The following is a 19,977-nucleotide window of genomic DNA, read 5'->3' on the forward strand; positions in this document are numbered from 1 at the left end:
TGACCAGGTCGTCCGGAGGGTGCAGAATTGCCGCCCGAACGTAACCGTCTGCCCGACCAGCCTGCCACGTCATGTCGCCGGGCGGCAGGTGTGGTGCGGTAGGCGGCAGATCTGGCACGACAGACGTCATCCGCCACCTACTGTCGCAACAATTTCCACGCGGGGTAACTGATCGAACGACAAGGATCCGACCTGATCCATCGGAGGGTTGACGGCATGACGGCGCCATGGCAAGCGGACCGGCCGGACTGGCCGGCCGGCTCGGCCGACGTGCGGGACGCCGTCGACGCCGCGCGGGCCGCCCTGGCCCGGTTGAACGGCCCCCGTGGCGTACGGGACCGGACCGGCCGGGTCGCCGCCGCCGCGTCGATGCGGGCGGCGCGCGCATCGGCGGCGTTGGCCGGGGCGCCGCTGGGCCTGGACCCGGCCGGCGCCACGATCGCCGACCCGGTGCTGGCGGGAGCCGTGCGGGCCGCGGCCGCACTCGATGGTCTGGTCGGCACGTGGCGGCGGGCGCCGCGGCAGGTGCTGGCCCGGCTGCACACGTTGGCCGCCGCCGACCTGGTGGCCGCCGACGATCTCGGGCGGCCCCGGGCCGACCCGGACCGGCCCGATCTGGTCAGCGGTCGCCTGGCTGCCCTGGCCGATCTGGTGGTGCGTTCCCCGTGGCCGGCCCCGGTGATGGTGGCGATCGTGCACGGCGAACTGGCCGTGCTGGAGCCGTTCGGGTCCGCCGACGGGGTCGTCGCCCGGGCGGCGGCGAGGCTGACCATGGTGGCGACGGGCCTCGACCCGGCCGGCTGGTCGGTGCCCGAGGTCGCGCACCTGCGAACGCGGGCCGGATACCGGTCCGGGCTGGCCGAGTACGCCAAGGGCGCCGAGGGAGTTGACGCGTGGGTGGTCCACGTCTGCGAGGCCCTGGACCGTGGTGCGGCCGAAGGGGCCGGCGTGGCTCGGGCGTCCACAGAGGAATCTCCGCGTGCTCCCAGGAATTTCCCGGATGGATCCGAATAGCGGATCGTATTGTACAAATCGGGCAATTCGCTAAGATGTGTTCTAACTTCTACCTGGGGAGCGCCGATCGGGACCCGGTCGGCGCCGGTCGGTCGATGCGGCTGCATAAGGTAACCGCCTGCTACGCTCAGTCGCGAAGGGCGACACCCAAACGGCCACCGGGCATTACGTCTGTTCGGGTGAAATTCTGAAGGACCTGTCGTGGTCGTCGTCGGTCCGTGGCGTGGGCGGTGTGCTGCCGAGGCGGCCGAACCTGCGGCAAGTCGACGCTCGGGCGACAAGATCGGGCCCGGCGAGGGCCCGTCTCGGGGATCTGTTTCGGCCCGGTCGGTGGCAGGCGGCCGGCACCGCACCCACTCCTGCGGGCCGGCCCGAACAGGCGTCGCTGCCCCCCGCGCGGCCTCCCGAGCCGGCGTAAGGCGCGCCGCGACCGGAAGTGAAAGACGGCGCCCGACCCGGGGGTCGGACGCCGTCTGCGCAGGCTGACCAGCTACCAAGCTCACCACGACTCGTCGTGACGGGCACCGCGTCCATCGCGAATGACCCTGACGACGTACCTCCCGCGGCTTATAGCGGTGAGTGGGTTCCGGCGTCTGCGCGGGGAGCACAACAGGGGGTTGACGGGGTTTCTCTTCACTCCGCCTCTGGCCCTGCAGCGGTCCCTGACACAGTGATACCTGCGCGCGGGGGCGAGGGCAACATGCCTGAGGCGGGTGAGAGGCCATGACCGATTCAGATGCACCCGATTGTGTCTCGCTGTATCGGGAATGAAGATCCCTGGCGAGATGTGCCTCGTCAACACGTGACGAAGTGACGGTGACGGGTCTACAGTGAGGGAGTCGGTTTCCACCCCCCCGGAACCGACCCCGGTTCAGCTCAACCCCCCGGAGCTGAACCCTTGCGGCCCCCGCCCTCCCCCCTGGCGGGGGCCGCCCTCTATCTCGGACCGGGCGGTCCTTCACTTTCTGTCTCGTGCGGCTGGCCGCTTCACTGTGGCCCGTGCGGCCGCCCTGACGATCCTGCGGTCGGAAGCGCCCTCATCCACTGGCCCGCGGATTAGTCCACATGTCCGGATTCCATCAACATTCCGGGCGACCCGGTGGCCGGCAGAGCCCTCCCCGATGAACGGTGATGGTCGTATTCGAACGACCTGACCGGAGGCGGGGACCGTGGTGGGAGGCCGGCCGCTCATCGTGACGGCGGACGACGCATTGCTCGATGAACTGCTTCGGGTCGCCGCGGCCGCCCGGGTGGACGTCGCCCACAGCCGGGACGTCGGCTCGCGTGCGCAATGGCGCTCGTCGTCGATGGTGCTGATCGACGCGGTGCAAGTGCCCGCGGCCGTCGCCGCGGGCCTGCCGCGCCGGCCCGGCGTGATCGTCGTGTTCGACGCGGAGCCGCCCGATTCGATCTGGCCGTCGTGCATCGCCCTCGGCGTCGAGCGGTCGATCGCGGTCCACGGCTCCGAGGTCGAACTGATCGAGCTGCTGGCCGACGCCCGCGACGAACCGTCGGGTGACGGGCGTTGTGTCGCCGTCATCGGGGCCTGCGGCGGCGCCGGGGCGTCGGTCTTCGCCGGCGCCCTCGCCTTCACGGCCGCGCGGACGGGCCGGTCGTCGTTGTTGCTGGACTGCGATCCCTGGGGTGCCGGGCTCGACGTCGTTCTCGGCGTGGAAGGTGACCCCGGCCTGCGGTGGACCGACCTGTCCGCGCCGGCCGGCCGGTTACCGATGGAGGAGCTGACGCGGGCCATCCCGAGGGTCCGGGTCGGCGGGTCCGCGATCTCGGTCCTGACCCACCGCCGGGAGGCGTCCGCAGACCTCGATCCGGAGGCGGTGGACGTGGTGATCGATGCGGGCCGGCGCGGCGGTGGCACCACCGTCGTCGACCTACCCCGGCCGCCAGGGCCGGCGCCCGACCGGGTGCTCGAGCGGTGCGACCTGGTGGTGCTGATCGCGCCGGCCGACGTGCGGGCGTGCTGGGCCGCGCAGCGGGTGCGGGCGCGGCTGCGCGAATTCGCCGTCGATGCGGCGCTGGTAGTGCGGGGACCGTCGCCGTGCGGTCTGGGCGCCACCGAACTGGCCGACCTGCTGGAGCTGCCGCTGCTCGCCCAGATGCGCGCGGAACCGGGACTGGCCCAGGAACTCGAGTTCGGACTGTCCCTGGCCACCGGGCGTCGCCGCCCGCTGGTCAAGGCGGCCGACCGGGTCCTGACCGAACTGGATGCCCGGCGGTGACCGGCGCGCGCTGGAGGTCACCGGATGCGGTACTGACCGAGTCGATCATCGAACGGGTGCAGCGACGGCTGGCCGATCGTGGCCAGGCCCCCGATCCGCAGGCCCTGGCGGACGCGCTGCGGGCCGATTCGACCGTGCTGAGCAGTGATGCACAGATGCTGCAGTTGATCCGTCAGTTGCAGCGTGAGCTGGTCGGCGCCGGTCCGCTGGCCGACCTGCTCGCCGATCCGGCGACCACCGATGTGGTGGTGAACGGGCCGGCTGACGTCCGGGTCGACCGCGGGGCGGGCTGGGAGCCCGCGCCGATCCGGTTCGCCGACGAGGCCGGCGTGCAACGGCTGGCCCGGCGACTCGCCACGGCCGCCGGCCGGCGGCTCGACGACGCCCATCCGCACGTCGACGGCCGGCTCGTCGACGGCACCCGGCTGCACGCGGTCCTCGCCCCGATCGCCGCCTCCGGAACCTGCCTGTCCCTACGGGTGTTGCGACCCGCCCGGCATGATCTGGCCGCCCTGGCCGAGGCGGGCAGCCTGCCCGGCTGCGCGCGGGCGGTGGTGCAGGCGGTGCTGGACGCCCGGCTCGCGTTCCTGGTGTCGGGCGGGACCGGGTCGGGCAAGACGACCCTGCTCTCGGCAATGCTCGCGGCCGTGCCGGAGCACGAGCGGGTGGTCACCGTGGAGGACGCGGAGGAGCTTCGACCGCCACACCCGCACCTGGTGCGGCTGGTCGCCCGGCAGGCCAATGTGGAAGGCGCGGGCACCATCTCGCTGCGCGATCTGGTTCGGCAGGCACTACGGATGCGACCGGACCGGTTGGTGGTGGGGGAGGTGCGGGGAGCCGAGGTGGTCGACCTGCTCGCCGCGCTGAACACCGGTCATGAAGGCGGCGCCGGGACGGTGCACGCGAACACCGCCGGCGATGTGCCTGCCCGGCTCGAGACGCTGGGCGCGCTCGGCGGCGTCGGCCGCGCGGCCCTGCACGCGCAGCTCGCCGGGGCCGTGCGGGTCGTCCTGCACGTGCGGCGGACGGGACGACACCGCGAGCTGGCCGAGATCGCCGTGCTCGGTCGGGGTGCGGACGGCTGGGTCACGGCTGCACCGGCGGTGGTCGCCGGACGGCCGGTGGAACCCGGTGGTGCCCAGCTGGCCAGCCTGCTGGCCGAGCGGGGGCAACCGTCGCCGTGGATGGTCCGGTAGCCCGGCGGTGATTCCATGCGGGATTGCCGCGGCCGGCGTCGGTATCGCGGCCGGGTTCCCCTTCGGGCCCGCGGCCTCCGGCGCGCTGGCCGGGGCCCTCTTGGCGGCGGCGATGCTGTGCTGGCCGTCGTTGCCGCGGCGGAGGCCGGCGCCGCGCGTTCGCGGCCGCCGGCCGGGGCTGCCGCGGGCGTCGTGGGGCCGGTTGGTGGGCGCGGCCGTCGCGGCGGCGGCGTTGCTCGCGGCGGCGGCGCTCGCCGGTCCCGCCGGGGTGGTGACCGCGACGATGCTCGGGGCCACCGGTCTCCTGCTCGGCCGTGGGCTGCTGGCCGAGCGGCGCCGTCGACGAGCATTGCCCGATGTCCTGCGCGGGCTGCGCATGTTGAACCGGGAACTGCGGGCCGGGGCGGACCCGCTGGCCGCGGTGGACGGCGCCGGGCGGGCCTGCCGCGGAGCCGGGGCCCAGGTGCTGGGCCGGCTGGCGGTGCTCATGCAATCCGGTTCGGACGGCGACTCGACCGACCCCGTCGCGGAGCCGGAGGATCGGGTGCTGGACGTGCTGCGCAGTGGGTGGCTGCTCAGCCGGCGGCACGGGGTGGCCTTCGGCCGGGTCGTGTCCGGGATCGCCGATGAGCTGTCCGACGAGGTCGCCGGGGAGCAGGCGAGGGCGGCCCAGCTGGCCGGACCGCGGATGTCCGGCTATGTGATGGCCGGACTCCCGCTGATGGGCCTGCTGCTGGGCGCGGGCATGGGGGTCAACCCGGTGGGAGTGCTGCTCGATTCGGCGGCCGGCCACTTTCTCCTGGTGGTCGGGGTCGCCCTGATGTGCGGCGGCCTGCTCTGGTCGGCCCGGATCGTCGGCCGATGACGGGCGGCGCGGGTGCGGGCTGGCCAAGTGCGACCACCGCCGCGGTGGTGGCCCTCGTCATCGCGACGGCTCTGCTGGTGGTTCCGGAGATTCCGCGGGTGCGTCGTCCCGGTGGGTCGGCCGCGCGCCCGGATCCGGGCCGGCGACATCTCGCGCCGCCCGTCCTGGTGTTCCTGGCCGGTGCGCTGATCGCGCCGTCGTGGTGGTGGCTCGCGCTGCTCGCCGCGGTCGCGCTGGGGCTCGGACGGGGCGGGTGGCCGGCGCGCGGGTCACCGCGTCGGCGCGCGGCCCGACGGCGGCTGCTGATCGTGCACGCGGAGCTGCTCGCGTCGTGCCTGGACTCGGGAATGCCGATGGCGGCCGCCCTGCGGGCGGTCGGCGACGTGCTGGGTGGTCGGTCGTCGCCCGCCGGGAGCGCGGAGCTGTTGATCACCCTGGAATCCGTCGCGGCGATGCTTGCGCTGGGCGCCGACGCCGATACCGCCTGGCGACCGGCCGATGTCGAGGAGGACCTGGTTCCGCTGGCGGCCGCGGCGCGCCGGTCGGCAACAGGCGGCACGACGCTGGCCGATGCGGTGCGCGAGCACGGCCGGCAGTTGCGGGAGGAGGCCCGGCAGGATGCCGCGCGGTCGGCCGGGCGGGCCGGGGTGGTGATGACGGCGCCGCTGGGCGTGTGCTTCCTGCCCGCCTTCCTGTGCCTGGGTCTGGCGCCGGTGGTGCTGGGCCTGCTGGAGCGGCTGAGCATCTTCTGACCGCGGCCGGCGCTCACTCACCCCGTCGTTGGTGCACATGTCCGGATTCCATCCACATTGTGCCGCAGCCGGTGTCGCGAACGACGGGGTGGGATCAGGCTGGGGCGCGGGGGCAGAGCGCCCTCGGACGGAGACGGAGGTCCCTGTGCTGCAACTGGTTTCTCTGATCAAACGGCAGGATGTCGAACGGGTCAGCGGCGGGCCCGATCCCGCCGGTGCGCAGGCCGGCGAGCCTGCCCTCGGTTGCCCGGTGCCCTGCGGGCTCCCGGCGGACGTCGGCCTGCGCCCCGGATGGGGGGCGACCGGGTCGCCGACCGCGGGCCTCCCGGGGGCGACCGGCTCGGCGACTGCGGGCCTCCCGGCGGCGACCGGCTCGGCGACTGCGGGCCTCCCGGCGGCGACCGGCTCGGCGACCGCGGGCCTCCCGGCGGCGACCGGCTCGGCGACCGCGGGCCTCCCGGTGGCGGCGGGCGCGGACGATGACATGTCCGACGCAGGTATGAGCACCGTCGAGTACGCGGTGGGCACGGTGGCGGCGGCCGCGTTCGCCGCGGTGCTGTACCAGATCGTGACCGGCGGTTCGGTGCTCGCGGGGTTGACGGACCTCATCAATCGGGCGATGTCGGTCTTCTGACATGGTCGACCGCCGGGCGGCCGGTCGCGCCGCGGATCGGGGCAGCGTGACGATCGAGGCCGCGATCGGGTTGGCGGTCCTGGCGATGGTCCTGGCGGCGTGCCTGGCCGGAATCGCCTGCCTGCTGGCGCAGTTGCGATGCGCCGATGCGGCCCGGGAGGCGGCCCGGCTGGCCGCCCGCGGCGACGAGGCCGGTGCGGCACTGGCAATCTCCAGGCTCGCACCGGCCGGGGCGGCGTTCTCGGTGAGCGGCGGCGAGCTGATGACCGCGACGGTGTCGGTGGCCCCGGTGGGCGGGTTGTTGCCGGGGGTGGTGATCTCCGCGTCCGCGTCGGCCGCGCGGGAACCGGCCGGGGTCGGGTCGTGAGGCTCGTCGGCGGCCGCTCCCCCGGTCGGCAGAACGCGGGCCCGGATCGTGACCGGGATCGGGATCGGGATCGGGGCGCGGCCACCGTCGTCGCCTGTATCGGGGCGGTGGTGCTACTGGTGGTCACCGGCCTGGCCGTGCACACGGGCGCGGCGGTGCTGGCCCGGCAACGGGCCGAGACCGGTGCCGATCTGGCCGCGCTGGCCGGGGCCGCGCAGCTGCTGCGGGGGGTCGAGGTCGCCTGTGCCGCCGCGGATCAGGTGGCGCGGGCGAACGGCGTCGCGGTGACGGGGTGTCGGACGGACGGTTTGGACCTGCTGGTCGAGGTCGTGGCGGAGGTGGGTGGGGCGTTCGGGGGTCCGGCGGCCGGACGGGCGCGGGCCGGACCAGATGGGCCGATCCGCACGGGGTAGGTCGGCCCCCACTGCCGGTCGGGGTCAGTGTCTCTCGGCGTCCCCGCCGTCGTCGTCGCCGTGTCCGCCGTCCGCCGTCCGCCGTCGCCGCCTGCGCTGTCGCGTCCGCCGCCGACTCCGTGGCTACCGCCGCTGTCGCCGCCGTCTGCGCCGCTACCGCGCGCCGTCCGCCATCGCCGCCTGCGCTGTCGCGTCCGCCGCCGACTCCGTGGCTACCGCCGCTGTCGCCGCCGTCTGCGTCCTCGTCTCCGCCGCCGCCGGCGTCCCCGGCAATCACGCACGAGTGGCCCGCTCTTCCTTTGATCGACTGCCGGGAACAGTGGCGAGCACCTTCGCGGGTGGACGACCCGGATCTGCGCCCGAAATGCCCGGCTCTGCGGGTCGTTCATCCGCCGAGCAGAAATAGCACAGCGACGAGGTGCGGCTACTGCCCGGCCAGCGCGTCGACCACCAGCCCGAGCACCACCGCCGCACCAGCCTTGTGCAGCTGCTGGTTCCCGGTGCCGCAGCGGGGTGATTGGACGCAGGATGGGCAGCCGGCGTCACAGGGGCACTTGGTGATGGCATCCCGGGCGGCGATCAGCCAGGGCCGGATCGCGTCGTGGCCGCGGTCGGCGAACCCGGCACCGCCGGGGTGGCCGTCGTGGACGAGCACCGTCGGCCCACCGGTGTCCGGATGCGCGACGGCCGACACGCCGCCGATGTCCATCCCGTCGCAGCCGGCGAACAGCGGGAGCAGGCCGATCACCGCGTGTTCGGCCGCGTGCAGGCTCCCGGCCACCGCGGCAGGAGCCACGCCGGCGGCCCGCAGGGAGTCCGCGTCCACGCTGAACCAAACGGCCTGGGTCGGCAGGGTGTGCCGGGGCAGATCCAACGCAACCTGATCCAGCACCTCGCCCGTGGGCCGGCGGCGCAGGTAGCCAACTACCTGGGTGGTCAGTTCGACCGGGCCGATCCCCACCCGCACCCCGTTGCCGTACGACCGGGTCCGGTAGCCATCGCAGAGGGACACCGTCGACACCGAGCGGGGCACCGTGGTCCAGTTCGGCCGGGCGGCCCGCACGAGGGCCACGCCCGCGTCCAGATCGAGTTCGTCGACCACGAAACTCTCGCCCCGATGCAGATGGACCGCTCCCGCGTGCACCGCGGCCGGCGCGCGATGCCGGTCCACCGTGCCCAACACCCGGCAGCTGACCCGATCGACGACGGCCACCTGTCCCGCGCCCGAGCCGCGCAGGCTCACCCGCTCCGCCGGGTGCCCCGGATTGACCCAGAAGAACCCGCCGGGCCGGCGCCGGAGCACCCGCCGCTCGACCAACTCGTCGAGCACCCGCCGCGCGGCCGGCCCGCCGAATGCCCACAGGTCGTCCTCGGTCAGATGATGCTCGGCGGCGGCGCAGGTCAGGTGCGGCCCGAGCACGTAGGGGTTGGTCGGGTCGATCACCGCGGCCTCGACGGGCCGATCGAAGATCGCCCCCGGGTGTCGAACCAGGTAGGCGTCCAGCGGATCCTCGCGGGCCACGAACACCACCAACGCAGGCGCGCCGGCGGCCCCGCGCCGGCCGGCTCGACCGGCCTGTTGCCACAGTGCGGCCAGGGAGCCGGGGTAGCCGGCGATGACGGCCGCGTCCAGACCGGCGATGTCGATCCCCAGCTCGAGCGCGTTGGTGCTGACCAGTCCGAGCAGCTCACCGGAATCCAGGGCGCGTTCGAGATCGCGACGATCCTCGGGCAGATAGCCGCCGCGGTAGGCGGCGACCCGGGACTCGAACTCGGGGGCGAGCCGACGGAGCCGGCGCCGAGCGGCCAGCGCGACCTGCTCCGCCGCCTGCCGGGAGCGGACGAAGGTAAGGGTGCGGGCTCCGCCGGCGACCAGGTCCGCGGTCAGCCGGGCCGCCGCGGCGTGCACCGACGGGCGGCGCGGGGTCCCCGGCCGATCCGGGTCCGCGGATTCCGCGGCCGTGCCCGGGCCCGCGGCCGTGTCCGGGCCCGCGGCCGTGTCCGGGCCCGCGGCCGGGTAAGGGTCGGCGGCCGGATCCGGCGGGTGACCGGCGGACCGCCACCGTGGGACCGCTGCGGGATCCGGCGGCCCGACCGCGTCAACCCGCCCGACCGCGTCAACCCGCCCGACCGCGTCGGCCGGCCCGACCGCGTCAACCCGCCCGACCGCGCCAACCCGCCCGACCGCGTCGGCCGCCCGATCCGCCTCGGACGCGTCAACCAAATCACCCAGGGCGCCGGCGCCCGGTTCCCAGAGCACGAAATCCGCCGCCGGCCGGGCCGAACCGTCCTCGGCCACCGCCCGGACCGGTCGGCCGATCAACCGGGACGCCGCGGCCGCCGGGTCCGCCGACGTCGCGGAGGCCAGTACGACCACCGGCGCCGCTCGGTAGACCCGGGCGATCCGCAGCAGGCGCCGCAGCACCAGGGCGACGTGGGAACCGAAGACGCCCCGGTACGCATGGCATTCGTCCACCACCACGTAGGCCAACCGCCGCAATAACCGCGCCCACCGCGAATGGTGGGGGAGGAGCCCCAGGTGCAGCATGTCCGGGTTCGTCAGCACCCAGTTGGCGTGCGCGCGCGCCCAGTCCCGCTCGTCGACCGGGGTGTCGCCGTCGTACGCGGCCGCGCGCAGATCGGGCAGCCCCAGATCGGTCAACGACTGCAGCTGATCCGCGGCCAGCGCCTTGGTGGGCGCGAGGTACAGGACGGCGGACCTGGGGTCGTCCACGATGGCGGACAGTGCCGGTAGTTGATAGCCCAAGGACTTGCCGGATGCGGTGCCGGTAGCGAGCACGACGTCGAACCCCCGGTGGGCCAGGTCGGCCGCGGCGACCTGATGGGTCCAGGGCCGCTCGATCCCGGCGTGGGCCAACGCGGCCGTCAGCGGGTGCGGCACCCATGAGGGCCACGGCGCCGGGAAACCTGGCGAACCGGGCCGGCGGCGAACATGCCGAACGCCTGTTGTGACAGAAGTCACACCGAGGAGGCTGGACCGATTTAGCGGAGTCGAACCACTGAACCGATCGAGGCCAAGGTTCGGTGTGGTCACGCAAGCATTGTCCAGATCCGGTCCGACAGTGCCTCACGGTGACAGGCCCATGACGAGCGGAGCCGCGACTTTGCTGGTAAGCGCTGGGCCGTCGGAGTCGTGCTCTACAGTACGTTCCGTCACGTCGGACCGCGGGGGATCGACGGTGAAAGACCAGCGCCGGTCACGTCGGCTCGACCGGTACACGAATCTGCACCGATATGTGCATGGATCAGGAGTTCGATGTCCACGAGTGCCGCTGCTGCGGAAATCGCCATTACCGGTAGTGATCAAGTCATCGTCATCGGTGTAGCCGTCGTCGCGCTCGTGGCCCTGGCCATCGCGTTCGTGCTGCGGGCCGGTGTGCTCGCCGCCGGGACGGGAACGCCGAAGATGCAGGAGATCTCGGCGGCCGTCCAGGAAGGCGCGGCGGCCTACCTGGGGCGCCAGTTCCGCACCCTGGGCGTGTTCGTCATCGTCGTCTTCGCCCTGCTGTTCGCCCTGCCGGCCAATAGCACCGGCGAGCGGATCGGCCGGTCGATCGCCTTCCTGTTCGGCGCCGGGTTCTCCGCGTCGATCGGCTACTTCGGCATGTGGCTGGCCACCCGCGCCAACGTCCGGGTCGCCGCCGCGGCCAACGGTGACGGCGGTCGGGAAAAGGCGATGCAGATCGGCTTCCGCACCGGTGGGGCGGTCGGCCTGGCCACCACCGGCCTGGGCCTGCTCGGCGCCTCCGTTGTCGTCCTGGTCTACGTCGGCGAGGCCCCAAAGGTGTTGGAGGGCTTCGGCTTCGGTGCCGCCATGCTGGCGATGTTCATGCGGGTCGGCGGCGGCATCTTCACCAAGGCGGCCGACGTCGGCGCCGACCTGGTCGGCAAGGTCGAGCAGGGCATCCCCGAGGACGACCCCCGCAACGCCGCCACCATCGCCGACAACGTCGGTGACAACGTCGGTGACTGCGCCGGCATGGCCGCCGACCTGTTCGAGAGCTACGCCGTCACCCTGGTCGCCTCACTGATCCTGGGCAGCGCCGCGTTCGGCACCAAGGGCCTGGTCTTCCCGCTGATCATCCCGACGATCGGCGTGCTCACCGCGATCATCGGCATCTACATCACCCGGGCCAAGGTGGGCGAGGCCGGTCTGGTCACGATCAACCGCTCCTTCTACATCTCGGCGGCGATTTCCGCGGTCCTGTGCGCGGTCGCGTCGTTCGTGTACCTGCCGACGAACTTCGCCGCCCTGGGCATCGACGCGGTTCGCGACGTCTCCGGCAATCCGGCCTTGATGGCCATCATCTCGGTGCTGATCGGCATCGTGCTGGCCGCCGTCATCCTGTGGCTGACCGGCTACTTCACCGGCACCGAGACCAAGCCGACCCAGGACGTCGCGAAGTCCTCGCTGACCGGCGCGGCCACCGTCGTGCTGGCCGGCATCTCGGTGGGCTTCGAGTCCGCCGTCTACACCGCTCTGGTCATCGCCGCCGCCGTCTACGGTGCGTTCCTGCTCTCCACGTCGCTGATCGTCGCCCTGTTCATGATCGCGCTGGCCGGCTGCGGCCTGCTGACCACGGTCGGCGTCATCGTCGCGATGGACACCTTCGGCCCGGTCTCGGACAACGCCCAGGGCGTCGCCGAGATGAGCGGCGAGGTCTCCGAGGAAGGCGCGCAGATCCTCACCGAGCTGGATGCGGTGGGCAACACCACCAAGGCCATCACCAAGGGCATCGCCATCGCCACCGCGGTGCTCGCCGCGACGGCGCTGTTCGGTTCGTACTCCGACGCCATCGCCGGTGCGTTGTCCACCGCCGGTGCCGCCGCCCTCGGTGCCTCGGAGAGCCTGAGCTCGTTCGTCACCTCGGTGGTCTCGCCCGGCACCCTGGTCGGCATGCTGCTGGGCGCCTGCGTGGTGTTCCTGTTCTCCGGGCTGGCCGTCAACGCGGTGTCCCGGGCCGCCGGCGCCGTGGTCTACGAGGTGCGCCGCCAGTTCCGGGAGATCCCCGGAATCATGGAAGGCACCAACAAGCCGGAGTACGGCAAGGTCGTCGACATCGTCACCCGCGACTCGCTGCGTGAGCTGGCCACTCCCGGCCTGCTGGCCGTCTTCGCGCCGATCGCCGTCGGCTTCGGCCTGGGCGTCGGGCCGCTGGCCGGATACCTGGCCGGCACCATCGCCACCGGTACCCTGATGGCCGTCTTCCTGGCCAACTCCGGTGGCGCCTGGGACAACGCGAAGAAGATCGTCGAGGACGGGACGCACGGCGGCAAGGGGTCACCCGCGCACGAGGCCACGGTCATCGGTGACACGGTCGGTGACCCGTTCAAGGACACCGCCGGGCCGGCGATCAACCCGCTGCTCAAGGTGATGAACCTGGTGGCGTTGCTGATCGCGCCGGCGATCGTCGCACTGACCGTCGGCGATTCCGCGAGCAGCGGAATCCGCTACGGAATTGCCGGTCTCGCCGTGGTGATCATCGTCGCCGCCGTGGTGGTGTCCAAGCGCCGCGAATCCTCGCTGCACGCCGACGCCCCCGCGCGGGCCTGACCGAGATCATCATCGCCCGGTTCGCAGCATCGGGCGGTAGCCCCCGGCGGATTCGCCGGGGGCTACCCTGCACTGCGTGGCAAAGGGGCTCGGGTGACACAGCTGTCACTCTTCTCGGCCGACCTCACCCCGCCCGTCGGGGACGATCTCGGCGGCCTGTTGGCGGCCAACGGCCGGTTGGAGACAGCCGCGGACGGGGTCCGGCTGGAGATCCGGCTGCCCGACCCGTGGCGGGCCCGGGCGCTGGTGCGGGAATGCCGGGTCCGCGACGTCGATGCCCACGTCCAGGTCGACGACCAGGTCACCGTGTTGCGTACCGATCCGGCCCCGGCGCTGGCGGAACTGTCGGCTCACTGGCTCGACGGGTCGATCAAGGTCGTGCCCCGCGATGTCGACCTGTCGGCCGGGCTGATGCGGTGCTGGGCCATCGCCGCCGGCCGGCCGGCGGCCGTCGGGTACCTGCTCGGCCTGGACCCGCAGACCCCGGACATCCACGAGGCCCTGGCCGGCTGGTGCGCCGCGATCGGGTTGGCCGGCTCGCTCATCGGCCCTCGGGCCGGGGGCCCGGCGATGCGGATCGTCGGCCAGCGGCGGTGTACCCGGCTGGCCGACATGGTCGGCACGCCGCCCCCCGAGGCGCCGACCGGCCAGTTCCCCCAGCCCGCCCACCACTGAAACCTGCCTCCCACAAGCGGGACACCGGCTCTCTGTATCGGATGGCGCCTCACGACTGGAGGCGGAGGCGACCAGGTGGCTCCGACGGCGGTCCGGACGACCCGCCCGGCCGGTTTCCACATGGAGCACTTGCACGGCTGTGGCATCCTGCTCCCGGAGAGGCCGTGTCGCGGGACACCGCGCCGGCCCGGGTGGTGGGGGGCCACCACAGCAGCACCGTCCGCCCGGCTCAGTCGCAGCATCGAGCCGGGTCGACGCACAGAACCAGCAAGGAGAACGAGACCTGATGGCCACTGGCACAACCGCGAGCACCCGCAATGGCGGCGTGCGGCTGGTCGTCGTCGAGTCACCGAGCAAGGCCAAGACCATTTCCGGCTACCTCGGTGACGGATACATCGTCGAATCGTCGGTCGGGCACATCCGCGACCTCCCCCGGGGCGCCGCCGACGTCCCGGCCAAATACAAGGGTGAGCCGTGGGCCCGCCTCGGGGTGAACACCGAGAACGGCTTCGAGCCGCTCTACATCGTGTCGCCGGAGAAGAAGGCCCAGGTCGCCAAGCTCAAGTCGCTGCTGGCCGGCGCCGACGAGCTCTACCTGGCGACGGACGAGGACCGCGAGGGCGAGGCGATCGCCTGGCACCTGCTGGAGACGCTCAAGCCGAAGGTCCCGGTCAAGCGGATGGTCTTTCACGAGATCACCCCGGCCGCGATCCGGGAGGCCGCGGCCAACCCCCGCGCCCTGGACGAGAACCTGGTCGACGCGCAGGAGACCCGCCGCATCCTGGACCGGCTGTACGGGTACGAGGTCTCCCCGGTGCTGTGGAAGAAGGTGATGCCCAAGCTGTCCGCCGGCCGCGTCCAGTCGGTGGCCACCCGCATCATCGTGCAGCGCGAACGGGAGCGGATGGCGTTCCGCTCGGGTACCTACTGGGGCCTGGACGCGTTCATGACCCAGGCCGGGGCGTCGGACGGCCAGTTCAAATCGGCGCTGAGCACCGTCGACGGTCGTCGGCTGGCCGCCGGCCGGGACTTCGACGCGGCCACCGGCGGGCTCAAGGCGGACGCCGACGTGCTGCTGCTGGACGAGGACGGCGCCCGAACCCTGGCCACCGCGCTGACCGGGGGCACCGCGACCGTCACCTCCGTCGAGGAGAAGCCCTACACCCGCAAGCCGTACCCGCCGTTCATGACCTCGACGCTGCAGCAGGAGGCCGGCCGCAAGCTCGGTTTCAACTCCGAGCGCACCATGCGGACGGCGCAGCGGCTGTACGAGAACGGCTTCATCACCTACATGCGAACCGACTCGACGACGCTGAGCACGTCGGCGCAGGAGGCGGCCCGCACGCAGGCCCGGCAGCTGTACGGCCCCGAATACGTGCCGGCTGCGCCGCGGCAGTACACCCGCAAGGTCAAGAACGCCCAGGAGGCGCACGAGGCCATCCGGCCGGCGGGGGACAACTTCCGCACCCCCGGTCAGGTCGCCAACCAGATCTCCGGTGACGAGTACCGGCTGTACGAGCTGATCTGGCAGCGCACCATCGCCTCGCAGATGGTCGACGCCAAGGGCCTGACCCTGTCGGTCAAGATCGCGGCGACCGCCGCGGTCGAGAGTGGAAGTCTTCACTGCGTCTTTTCAGCCAGCGGCCGGACCATCACCTTTCCCGGCTTCCTGCGCGCCTACGTGGAGACCGTCGACGCCGAGGCCGGCGGAGAGGCCGACGACGCCGAACGCCGGCTGCCCAAGCTGGAGCAGGGCCAGCAGCTCGACATCCGTGAGCTGATCCCGGCCAGCCACGTCACCACCCCGCCGGCCCGGTACACCGAGCCGTCGCTGATCGGCGCACTGCAGGACCTGGGCATCGGCCGGCCGTCCACCTACACCTCGATCATCCGCACGATCATCGACCGCGGGTACGTGTGGAAGAAGGGGCAGGCGCTGGTCCCGTCGTGGATCGCGTTCGCCGTCATCGGGCTGCTGGAGCAGCATTTCTCCCGGTTGGTCGACTACGACTTCACCGCGGCCATGGAGGACGAACTCGACGGCATCGCCGACGGGCGGATCGGCCGCACCGACTGGCTCACCGCGTTCTACTTCGGTGGCGATCTCGGCCCGCAGGGGTCGGTCGGCCGGTCCGGCGGACTGAAGAAGCTGGTCGGCGAGCGGCTCGAGGACATCGACGCCCGCGAGGTCAACTCCCTGCCCCTGTTGACCGATAGTGAGGGTCGGCAGGTGCTGGTCCGGGTCGGCCGGTACGGGCCGTACCTGGAGCGGATGGTCCCCGGCGAGGACGGTGAACCCACCGCGCAGCGGGCCAACCTGCCCGAGGACCTGCCCCCGGACGAGGTCGACGCCGAGACGGCCGAGCGGCTGTTCGCCCAGTCCGGCGACGGCGGCGAGAACGAGTTGGGCGTCGACCCCGTTTCCGGGCACATGATCGTCGCCAAGGACGGCCGGTTCGGTCCGTACGTGACCGAGATCCTGCCCGAGCCGGAGCCCACTGCCGGGACGGCCAAAAAGAGCGCCAAGACGGCGGTCAAGCCGCGGACCGCGTCGCTGTTCAAGTCGATGACGCTGGACACCGTCGACCTGGCCACCGCCCTGCGGCTGCTGTCGCTGCCCCGCGTGGTCGGCGTCGATCCGGCCGACAACCAGGAGATCACCGCGCAGAACGGCCGGTACGGCCCTTACCTGAAGAAGGGCACCGACTCCCGCTCGCTGGCCAGCGAGGACGCGCTGTTCGACGTCACGCTGGACGAGGCGTTGGCGTTGTACGCACAGCCCAAGACCCGGGGCCGGTCGGCCGCCGCGGCGCCGCCGTTGCGCGAGGTCGGTGTCGACCCGGCCGGCGGCAAACCGATGGTGATCAAGGACGGCCGCTTCGGACCGTACGTCACCGACGGGGAAACCAACGCCTCGCTGCGCAAGGGCGACGAGGTCGAGAGCCTGACCGTCGAGCGGGCCGCCGAGCTGCTGGCCGACCGGCGGGCCCGGGGACCGGCACCCAAACGCACCACCACCCGCAAGCCGGCTTCCTCAGGGGCCAAGGCGACCACCGCGACCGGCACCCGGACGGCGAGCAAGGCCGCAGCGAAGCCGCGCACCGCGAAGGCCGGCACCAAGACCGCGGCCAAGCCGCGGGCCAGCCGGGCCAAGCCCGCGGAGTGACGCGGGTCGAGGGAGTGCGCGCCCGGCCCCTCCGGCGGGCCGCGACCAGGCTCCCTCGGCTCGGCGCGCACCGTCCGACCGCGGGGGGTGCACGCCGGGTTCGACCGGTGACCGGTGGGTGAGAACCCTGGCTTCACCCGGACGTACCGGTCGACGGGGGTCGAACTATCGGTGCCGCGTCCTACCATTTGGTCATGACAACAGGGTGGTCGGCGGCCGAACCGCGAACGGACGCGTCCGGCGGCCGGACCGACCGGGGGTTCGCCGACGCCCTGTGCGGTCCGGACGGCACGGGCGACCCCTCGGTGATGATGCCGGTGCTGCAGGTGTACCCGGACGCGCTGTCCGCGCCGATGCCGGACGCGATGGTCGCCGTACCACCGGTGGACCCGGCGGCGATGCTGGCCGCGGCCGGCGCCGCGCCGACGCCGGCCCAGGCCCGGGTGGCCGCCCAGCGAATGACCGCGGATCGGGTGGCCCGGCCCGGCCGGTACGGCGGTCAGCCGGCTCAGTCAGCCACGGCCCGGCCGCCGCAACGACGAGAGACGCCCTCGGCGTGGGGCAGCCTGGAGCCGCACAGCGCGGTTGCCCCGCACCTGCAGGGTCCCCGGCAACCCGGGAGCAGCCAGCAGCCGACAGGTTCCGCGCCCCGGTCCCAGGGCACCACCGCTCTGAACACCGGGCTGAGCGGTCCGTCCCTGCGCACCACCCTGAGCGAATTGGGAGGCCTCGCGCGGTCCGGCTTCCCCGCCCTGCGGCCGGGGCCGGGTGCGGCCGGGCTCAGGATGTCGGTCCCACAGGCGCCGGCTCCGCACGCCCCGGCGCCGCCACTGCCGCGGAACCTGCCCCGCCGGCGGAACAAGGGCTCGAGCATCTGGGCGGTGCTGGTCTTCCTGGTCGTCATCGCCTTCGCCAGCGGCATCGCCCAGCAGATCATCAGCGCGATCAGCGAGTTGTTCAACCGATGAACGGGTCGCGGCGCGATCCGTCGGGACCGATGGCCGGACGGCGACGGGTGACGTGAGGCACAAGAAGGAACCCAATTCGGTGGCGGTGCTGCTCCGGCTGCCCGCTTTCCGTCGGCTGTGGTCGGCCATCGCGGTGTCCAGCCTCGGCGACTGGCTCGGTCTGCTGGCGACCACCGCGCTGGCCGCCTACCTCACCAAGGACACGTCCAACCTGGCCCAGGGCGCCGCCGTATCCGGCGTGCTGCTGACCCGATTGCTGCCGGATCTGATCCTGGGTCCCGTCGCCGGCGCGTTGGTGGACCGGTTCGACCGGCGGATGGTCGCCATCATCGGGGACAGCCTGGCCGGACTGCTCTACGTATCGATCATCTTCTCCGGCAACCTGCTGTGGTTGCTGGTCGCGCAGTTCCTGGTCGAGGCCATCGGTCTGTTCTCCACTCCCGCGAAGCAGGCCATGTGGGTGAACGTGGTGCCCCGGGAACGGCTGGCGGTGGCCAACCAGCTCAATTACGTCTCGGTGTACGGCATGGTGCCGGTGGCGGCATTGCTGTTCGCACTGCTCTCGACCGTGGCCAGCTTCTTCGGGGTGCCCGACGTGACCGCCGGCAGCGGCGCGCTGATCAGCGGCGGCACCAACTCCCTGGCCATCGACATCGCCCTGGCCATCGACGCCGGCACCTACTTCTTCTCCGCGTTCATGGTGCTGATCTCCCGCCGGCTGATCCCGGCGTTCGTCGGCGACCGGAGCACCTCGCGGAGCATCTTCTCGCTGATCGCCGAGGGCGTCTCGTTCGTCCGCAAGAACCGCCTGATGCGCTCGATCTACGTGGGCATCCTCGGCGCGTTCGGGGCCGGCGGTCTGGTGGCCGGGGTCGCCCAGGCGTACGTCGCCACCCTCGGGGCCGGCAATGCCGGATACGGCATCCTGTTCGGCTCGGTGTTCACCGGTCTGGCGTTGGGCATGCTGATCGGACCGAAGGTGCTCCCGAACGTGCCCCGCCGGATGATCTTCACCCCGGCGATCGGTGCCGCCGGCATCGCGCTGATCGTGATGAGCGTCCTGCAGGACTTCATCGGCGCCGCGATCACCGCCTCGCTGATGGGAGTGTTCGCCGGGATCGCCTGGATCAACGGGTTCACCATGATCGGGCACGAGGTCTCCGACCAGCTGCGCGGCCGGGTGTTCGCGTTCGTCATGTCCTCGGTCCGGATCATCCTGCTGATGACCATCGCCGTCGGGCCGATCCTGGCCGGCGCGATCGGCACGTACCCGGTGACCGTCGGCGACTTCCGGTTCGAGATCACCGGACCGGCCGTGGTGCTGGCGGTCGGCGGCGTCATCGCCTTCACCGTCAGCGCCCTGATCGGCCGGCAGATCGGCGGTCTGACGTCGGGCGTCGGACGCCGGCTGTTCCGGCGAAAGATGCCCCCGTCGCTCTGGGAGGAGCCGTCCGAGCACGCCGGTGTGCTCATCGCGGTCGAGGGAGCCGACCCGGTCGCGGCGGCCGAGTACCTGCGCGGCATCGACGAGCACCTGGTCCAGGCCGGTTACCTCACCTCGACCGTCGATCGGTGGGATCCGCGGGCGGTGGTGCCGGAGGCGACGAGCCACGACCCGTTGGCGGATGCCCTGCGCGCCTCGGCCTCACTCGCCGACCTGATGAACGCGCGGGTCGCGCCGGCCCTGGAGGGCGGGACCATCGTGTTGTTCGACGGCTTCCTGGACGAGCTGATCGTGCGCTACCGGATCCTCGGGCTGGACGAGGACCGGCTCAGCCGGGTCGCGCAATGGGCGGCCGGCGGGCTCAAACCCGACCTGACCGTGCTCGTCAACGCCACCGAACCGGCTGCGGTCGCGGCCGATGGTGATCCCCCGGCGGTGGAGGCCGATCGGTCCGACGAAGCGGAGCCGGGCGATGGCCCGGACGACGAGGACCGCATCGACCCGGCCCAGGCGTTCCGGGACCGGGCGTCGTACACCCCGGAGCGGTACCTGGTGGTGCGGCCGCTGTCCGAGGAGAACGGAGTGATCAACGCCGAGGTGACCGAGCGCATTGCCTCGGTTCTGCGGGAGCGGTCACCGGCGCGGATCGAGCAGGAGAAGGTCGCCTGACG

14 protein-coding genes are annotated in these 19,977 nt (G+C 72.5%); 13 read left to right on the forward strand and 1 reads right to left on the reverse strand.

Annotated elements, in window-relative coordinates; translation table 11 throughout:
* Window positions 1-216: 216 nt before the first annotated feature.
* The 8 genes from ACILSK_RS21060 (at window position 217) to ACILSK_RS21095 (ending at window position 7,478) form a co-directional block, all read left to right on the forward strand.
* Window positions 217-1,014 carry an oxidoreductase gene (locus tag ACILSK_RS21060; protein WP_395729143.1) on the forward strand — a complete coding sequence of 266 codons (798 nt, stop codon included), beginning with the start codon at window positions 217-219 and terminating at the stop codon, window positions 1,012-1,014.
* A gap of 1,193 nt (window positions 1,015-2,207) precedes the next feature.
* Window positions 2,208-3,251 carry a septum site-determining protein Ssd gene (ssd, locus tag ACILSK_RS21065; RefSeq protein WP_395729144.1) on the forward strand — a complete coding sequence of 348 codons (1,044 nt, stop codon included), beginning with the start codon at window positions 2,208-2,210 and terminating at the stop codon, window positions 3,249-3,251.
* Window positions 3,248-4,447 (forward strand): TadA family conjugal transfer-associated ATPase, encoded by a 1,200-nt coding sequence (locus tag ACILSK_RS21070; RefSeq protein ID WP_395729145.1) that lies wholly within the window; start codon window positions 3,248-3,250, stop codon window positions 4,445-4,447. The genes ssd and ACILSK_RS21070 overlap by 4 nt, the downstream gene beginning before the upstream one ends.
* Before the next feature lie 205 nt (window positions 4,448-4,652).
* The gene (locus ACILSK_RS21075; RefSeq protein ID WP_395729146.1) at window positions 4,653-5,312 is read left to right on the forward strand and encodes a type II secretion system F family protein; all 660 of its coding nucleotides are present in this window, start codon (window positions 4,653-4,655) and stop codon (window positions 5,310-5,312) included.
* The gene (locus ACILSK_RS21080) at window positions 5,309-6,064 is read left to right on the forward strand and encodes a type II secretion system F family protein (RefSeq protein WP_395729147.1); all 756 of its coding nucleotides are present in this window, start codon (window positions 5,309-5,311) and stop codon (window positions 6,062-6,064) included. The genes ACILSK_RS21075 and ACILSK_RS21080 overlap by 4 nt, the downstream gene beginning before the upstream one ends.
* A gap of 460 nt (window positions 6,065-6,524) precedes the next feature.
* Window positions 6,525-6,698, forward strand: a complete 174-nt coding sequence (locus tag ACILSK_RS21085) for a DUF4244 domain-containing protein (protein WP_395729196.1) — start codon at window positions 6,525-6,527, stop codon at window positions 6,696-6,698.
* Between the two features lie 46 nt (window positions 6,699-6,744).
* On the forward strand, window positions 6,745-7,065 hold the full coding sequence (locus tag ACILSK_RS21090; protein ID WP_395729148.1) for a TadE family type IV pilus minor pilin: 321 nt from the start codon (window positions 6,745-6,747) through the stop codon (window positions 7,063-7,065).
* Window positions 7,062-7,478 carry an Rv3654c family TadE-like protein gene (locus ACILSK_RS21095; protein WP_395729149.1) on the forward strand — a complete coding sequence of 139 codons (417 nt, stop codon included), beginning with the start codon at window positions 7,062-7,064 and terminating at the stop codon, window positions 7,476-7,478. Before ACILSK_RS21090 ends, ACILSK_RS21095 begins: the two co-directional genes overlap by 4 nt.
* A gap of 424 nt (window positions 7,479-7,902) precedes the next feature.
* Here the strand turns inward: ACILSK_RS21095 and ACILSK_RS21100 are convergent, their stop codons facing one another.
* Window positions 7,903-10,380 carry a DEAD/DEAH box helicase gene (locus ACILSK_RS21100; RefSeq protein ID WP_395729150.1) on the reverse strand — a complete coding sequence of 826 codons (2,478 nt, stop codon included), beginning with the start codon at window positions 10,378-10,380 and terminating at the stop codon, window positions 7,903-7,905.
* Between the two features lie 375 nt (window positions 10,381-10,755).
* On the opposite strand from ACILSK_RS21100, the gene ACILSK_RS21105 reads away from it, so the two are divergent.
* The 5 genes from ACILSK_RS21105 to ACILSK_RS21125 all read left to right on the forward strand — a co-directional run bounded on the left by ACILSK_RS21105 (window position 10,756) and on the right by ACILSK_RS21125 (window position 19,975).
* Window positions 10,756-13,053 (forward strand): sodium-translocating pyrophosphatase, encoded by a 2,298-nt coding sequence (locus ACILSK_RS21105; protein WP_395729151.1) that lies wholly within the window; start codon window positions 10,756-10,758, stop codon window positions 13,051-13,053.
* 93 nt (window positions 13,054-13,146) lie between these two features.
* Window positions 13,147-13,728 (forward strand): hypothetical protein, encoded by a 582-nt coding sequence (locus ACILSK_RS21110; protein WP_395729152.1) that lies wholly within the window; start codon window positions 13,147-13,149, stop codon window positions 13,726-13,728.
* Window positions 13,729-14,014: 286 nt separating this feature from the next.
* Window positions 14,015-16,894: a type I DNA topoisomerase gene (gene topA, locus ACILSK_RS21115; RefSeq protein WP_395729153.1), complete on the forward strand. Its 2,880-nt coding sequence runs from the start codon at window positions 14,015-14,017 to the stop codon at window positions 16,892-16,894.
* Window positions 16,895-17,088: 194 nt separating this feature from the next.
* Entirely contained in the window at window positions 17,089-17,862 is a 774-nt protein-coding gene (locus ACILSK_RS21120; RefSeq protein ID WP_395729154.1) for a hypothetical protein, read from the forward strand.
* A gap of 79 nt (window positions 17,863-17,941) precedes the next feature.
* A complete protein-coding gene (locus ACILSK_RS21125; protein WP_395729155.1) occupies window positions 17,942-19,975 on the forward strand; it encodes a bifunctional MFS transporter/dTMP kinase in 2,034 nt (677 codons plus the stop codon).
* Window positions 19,976-19,977: the final 2 nt, after the last annotated feature.

This window comes from Nakamurella sp., from assembly GCF_044224575.1.
Lineage (GTDB): Bacteria > Actinomycetota > Actinomycetes > Mycobacteriales > Nakamurellaceae > Nakamurella.

Bases quoted from the DNA above. Each gene is read 5' to 3' on its own strand.
- ACILSK_RS21080 (WP_395729147.1), top strand. From the start codon at position 5,309: ATGACGGGCGGCGCGGGTGCGGGCTGGCCAAGTGCGACCACCGCCGCG.
- topA (WP_395729153.1), top strand. From the start codon at position 14,015: ATGGCCACTGGCACAACCGCGAGCACCCGCAATGGCGGCGTGCGGCTG.
- ACILSK_RS21060 (WP_395729143.1), top strand. From the start codon at position 217: ATGACGGCGCCATGGCAAGCGGACCGGCCGGACTGGCCGGCCGGCTCG.
- ACILSK_RS21105 (WP_395729151.1), top strand. From the start codon at position 10,756: ATGTCCACGAGTGCCGCTGCTGCGGAAATCGCCATTACCGGTAGTGAT.
- ACILSK_RS21120 (WP_395729154.1), top strand. From the start codon at position 17,089: ATGACAACAGGGTGGTCGGCGGCCGAACCGCGAACGGACGCGTCCGGC.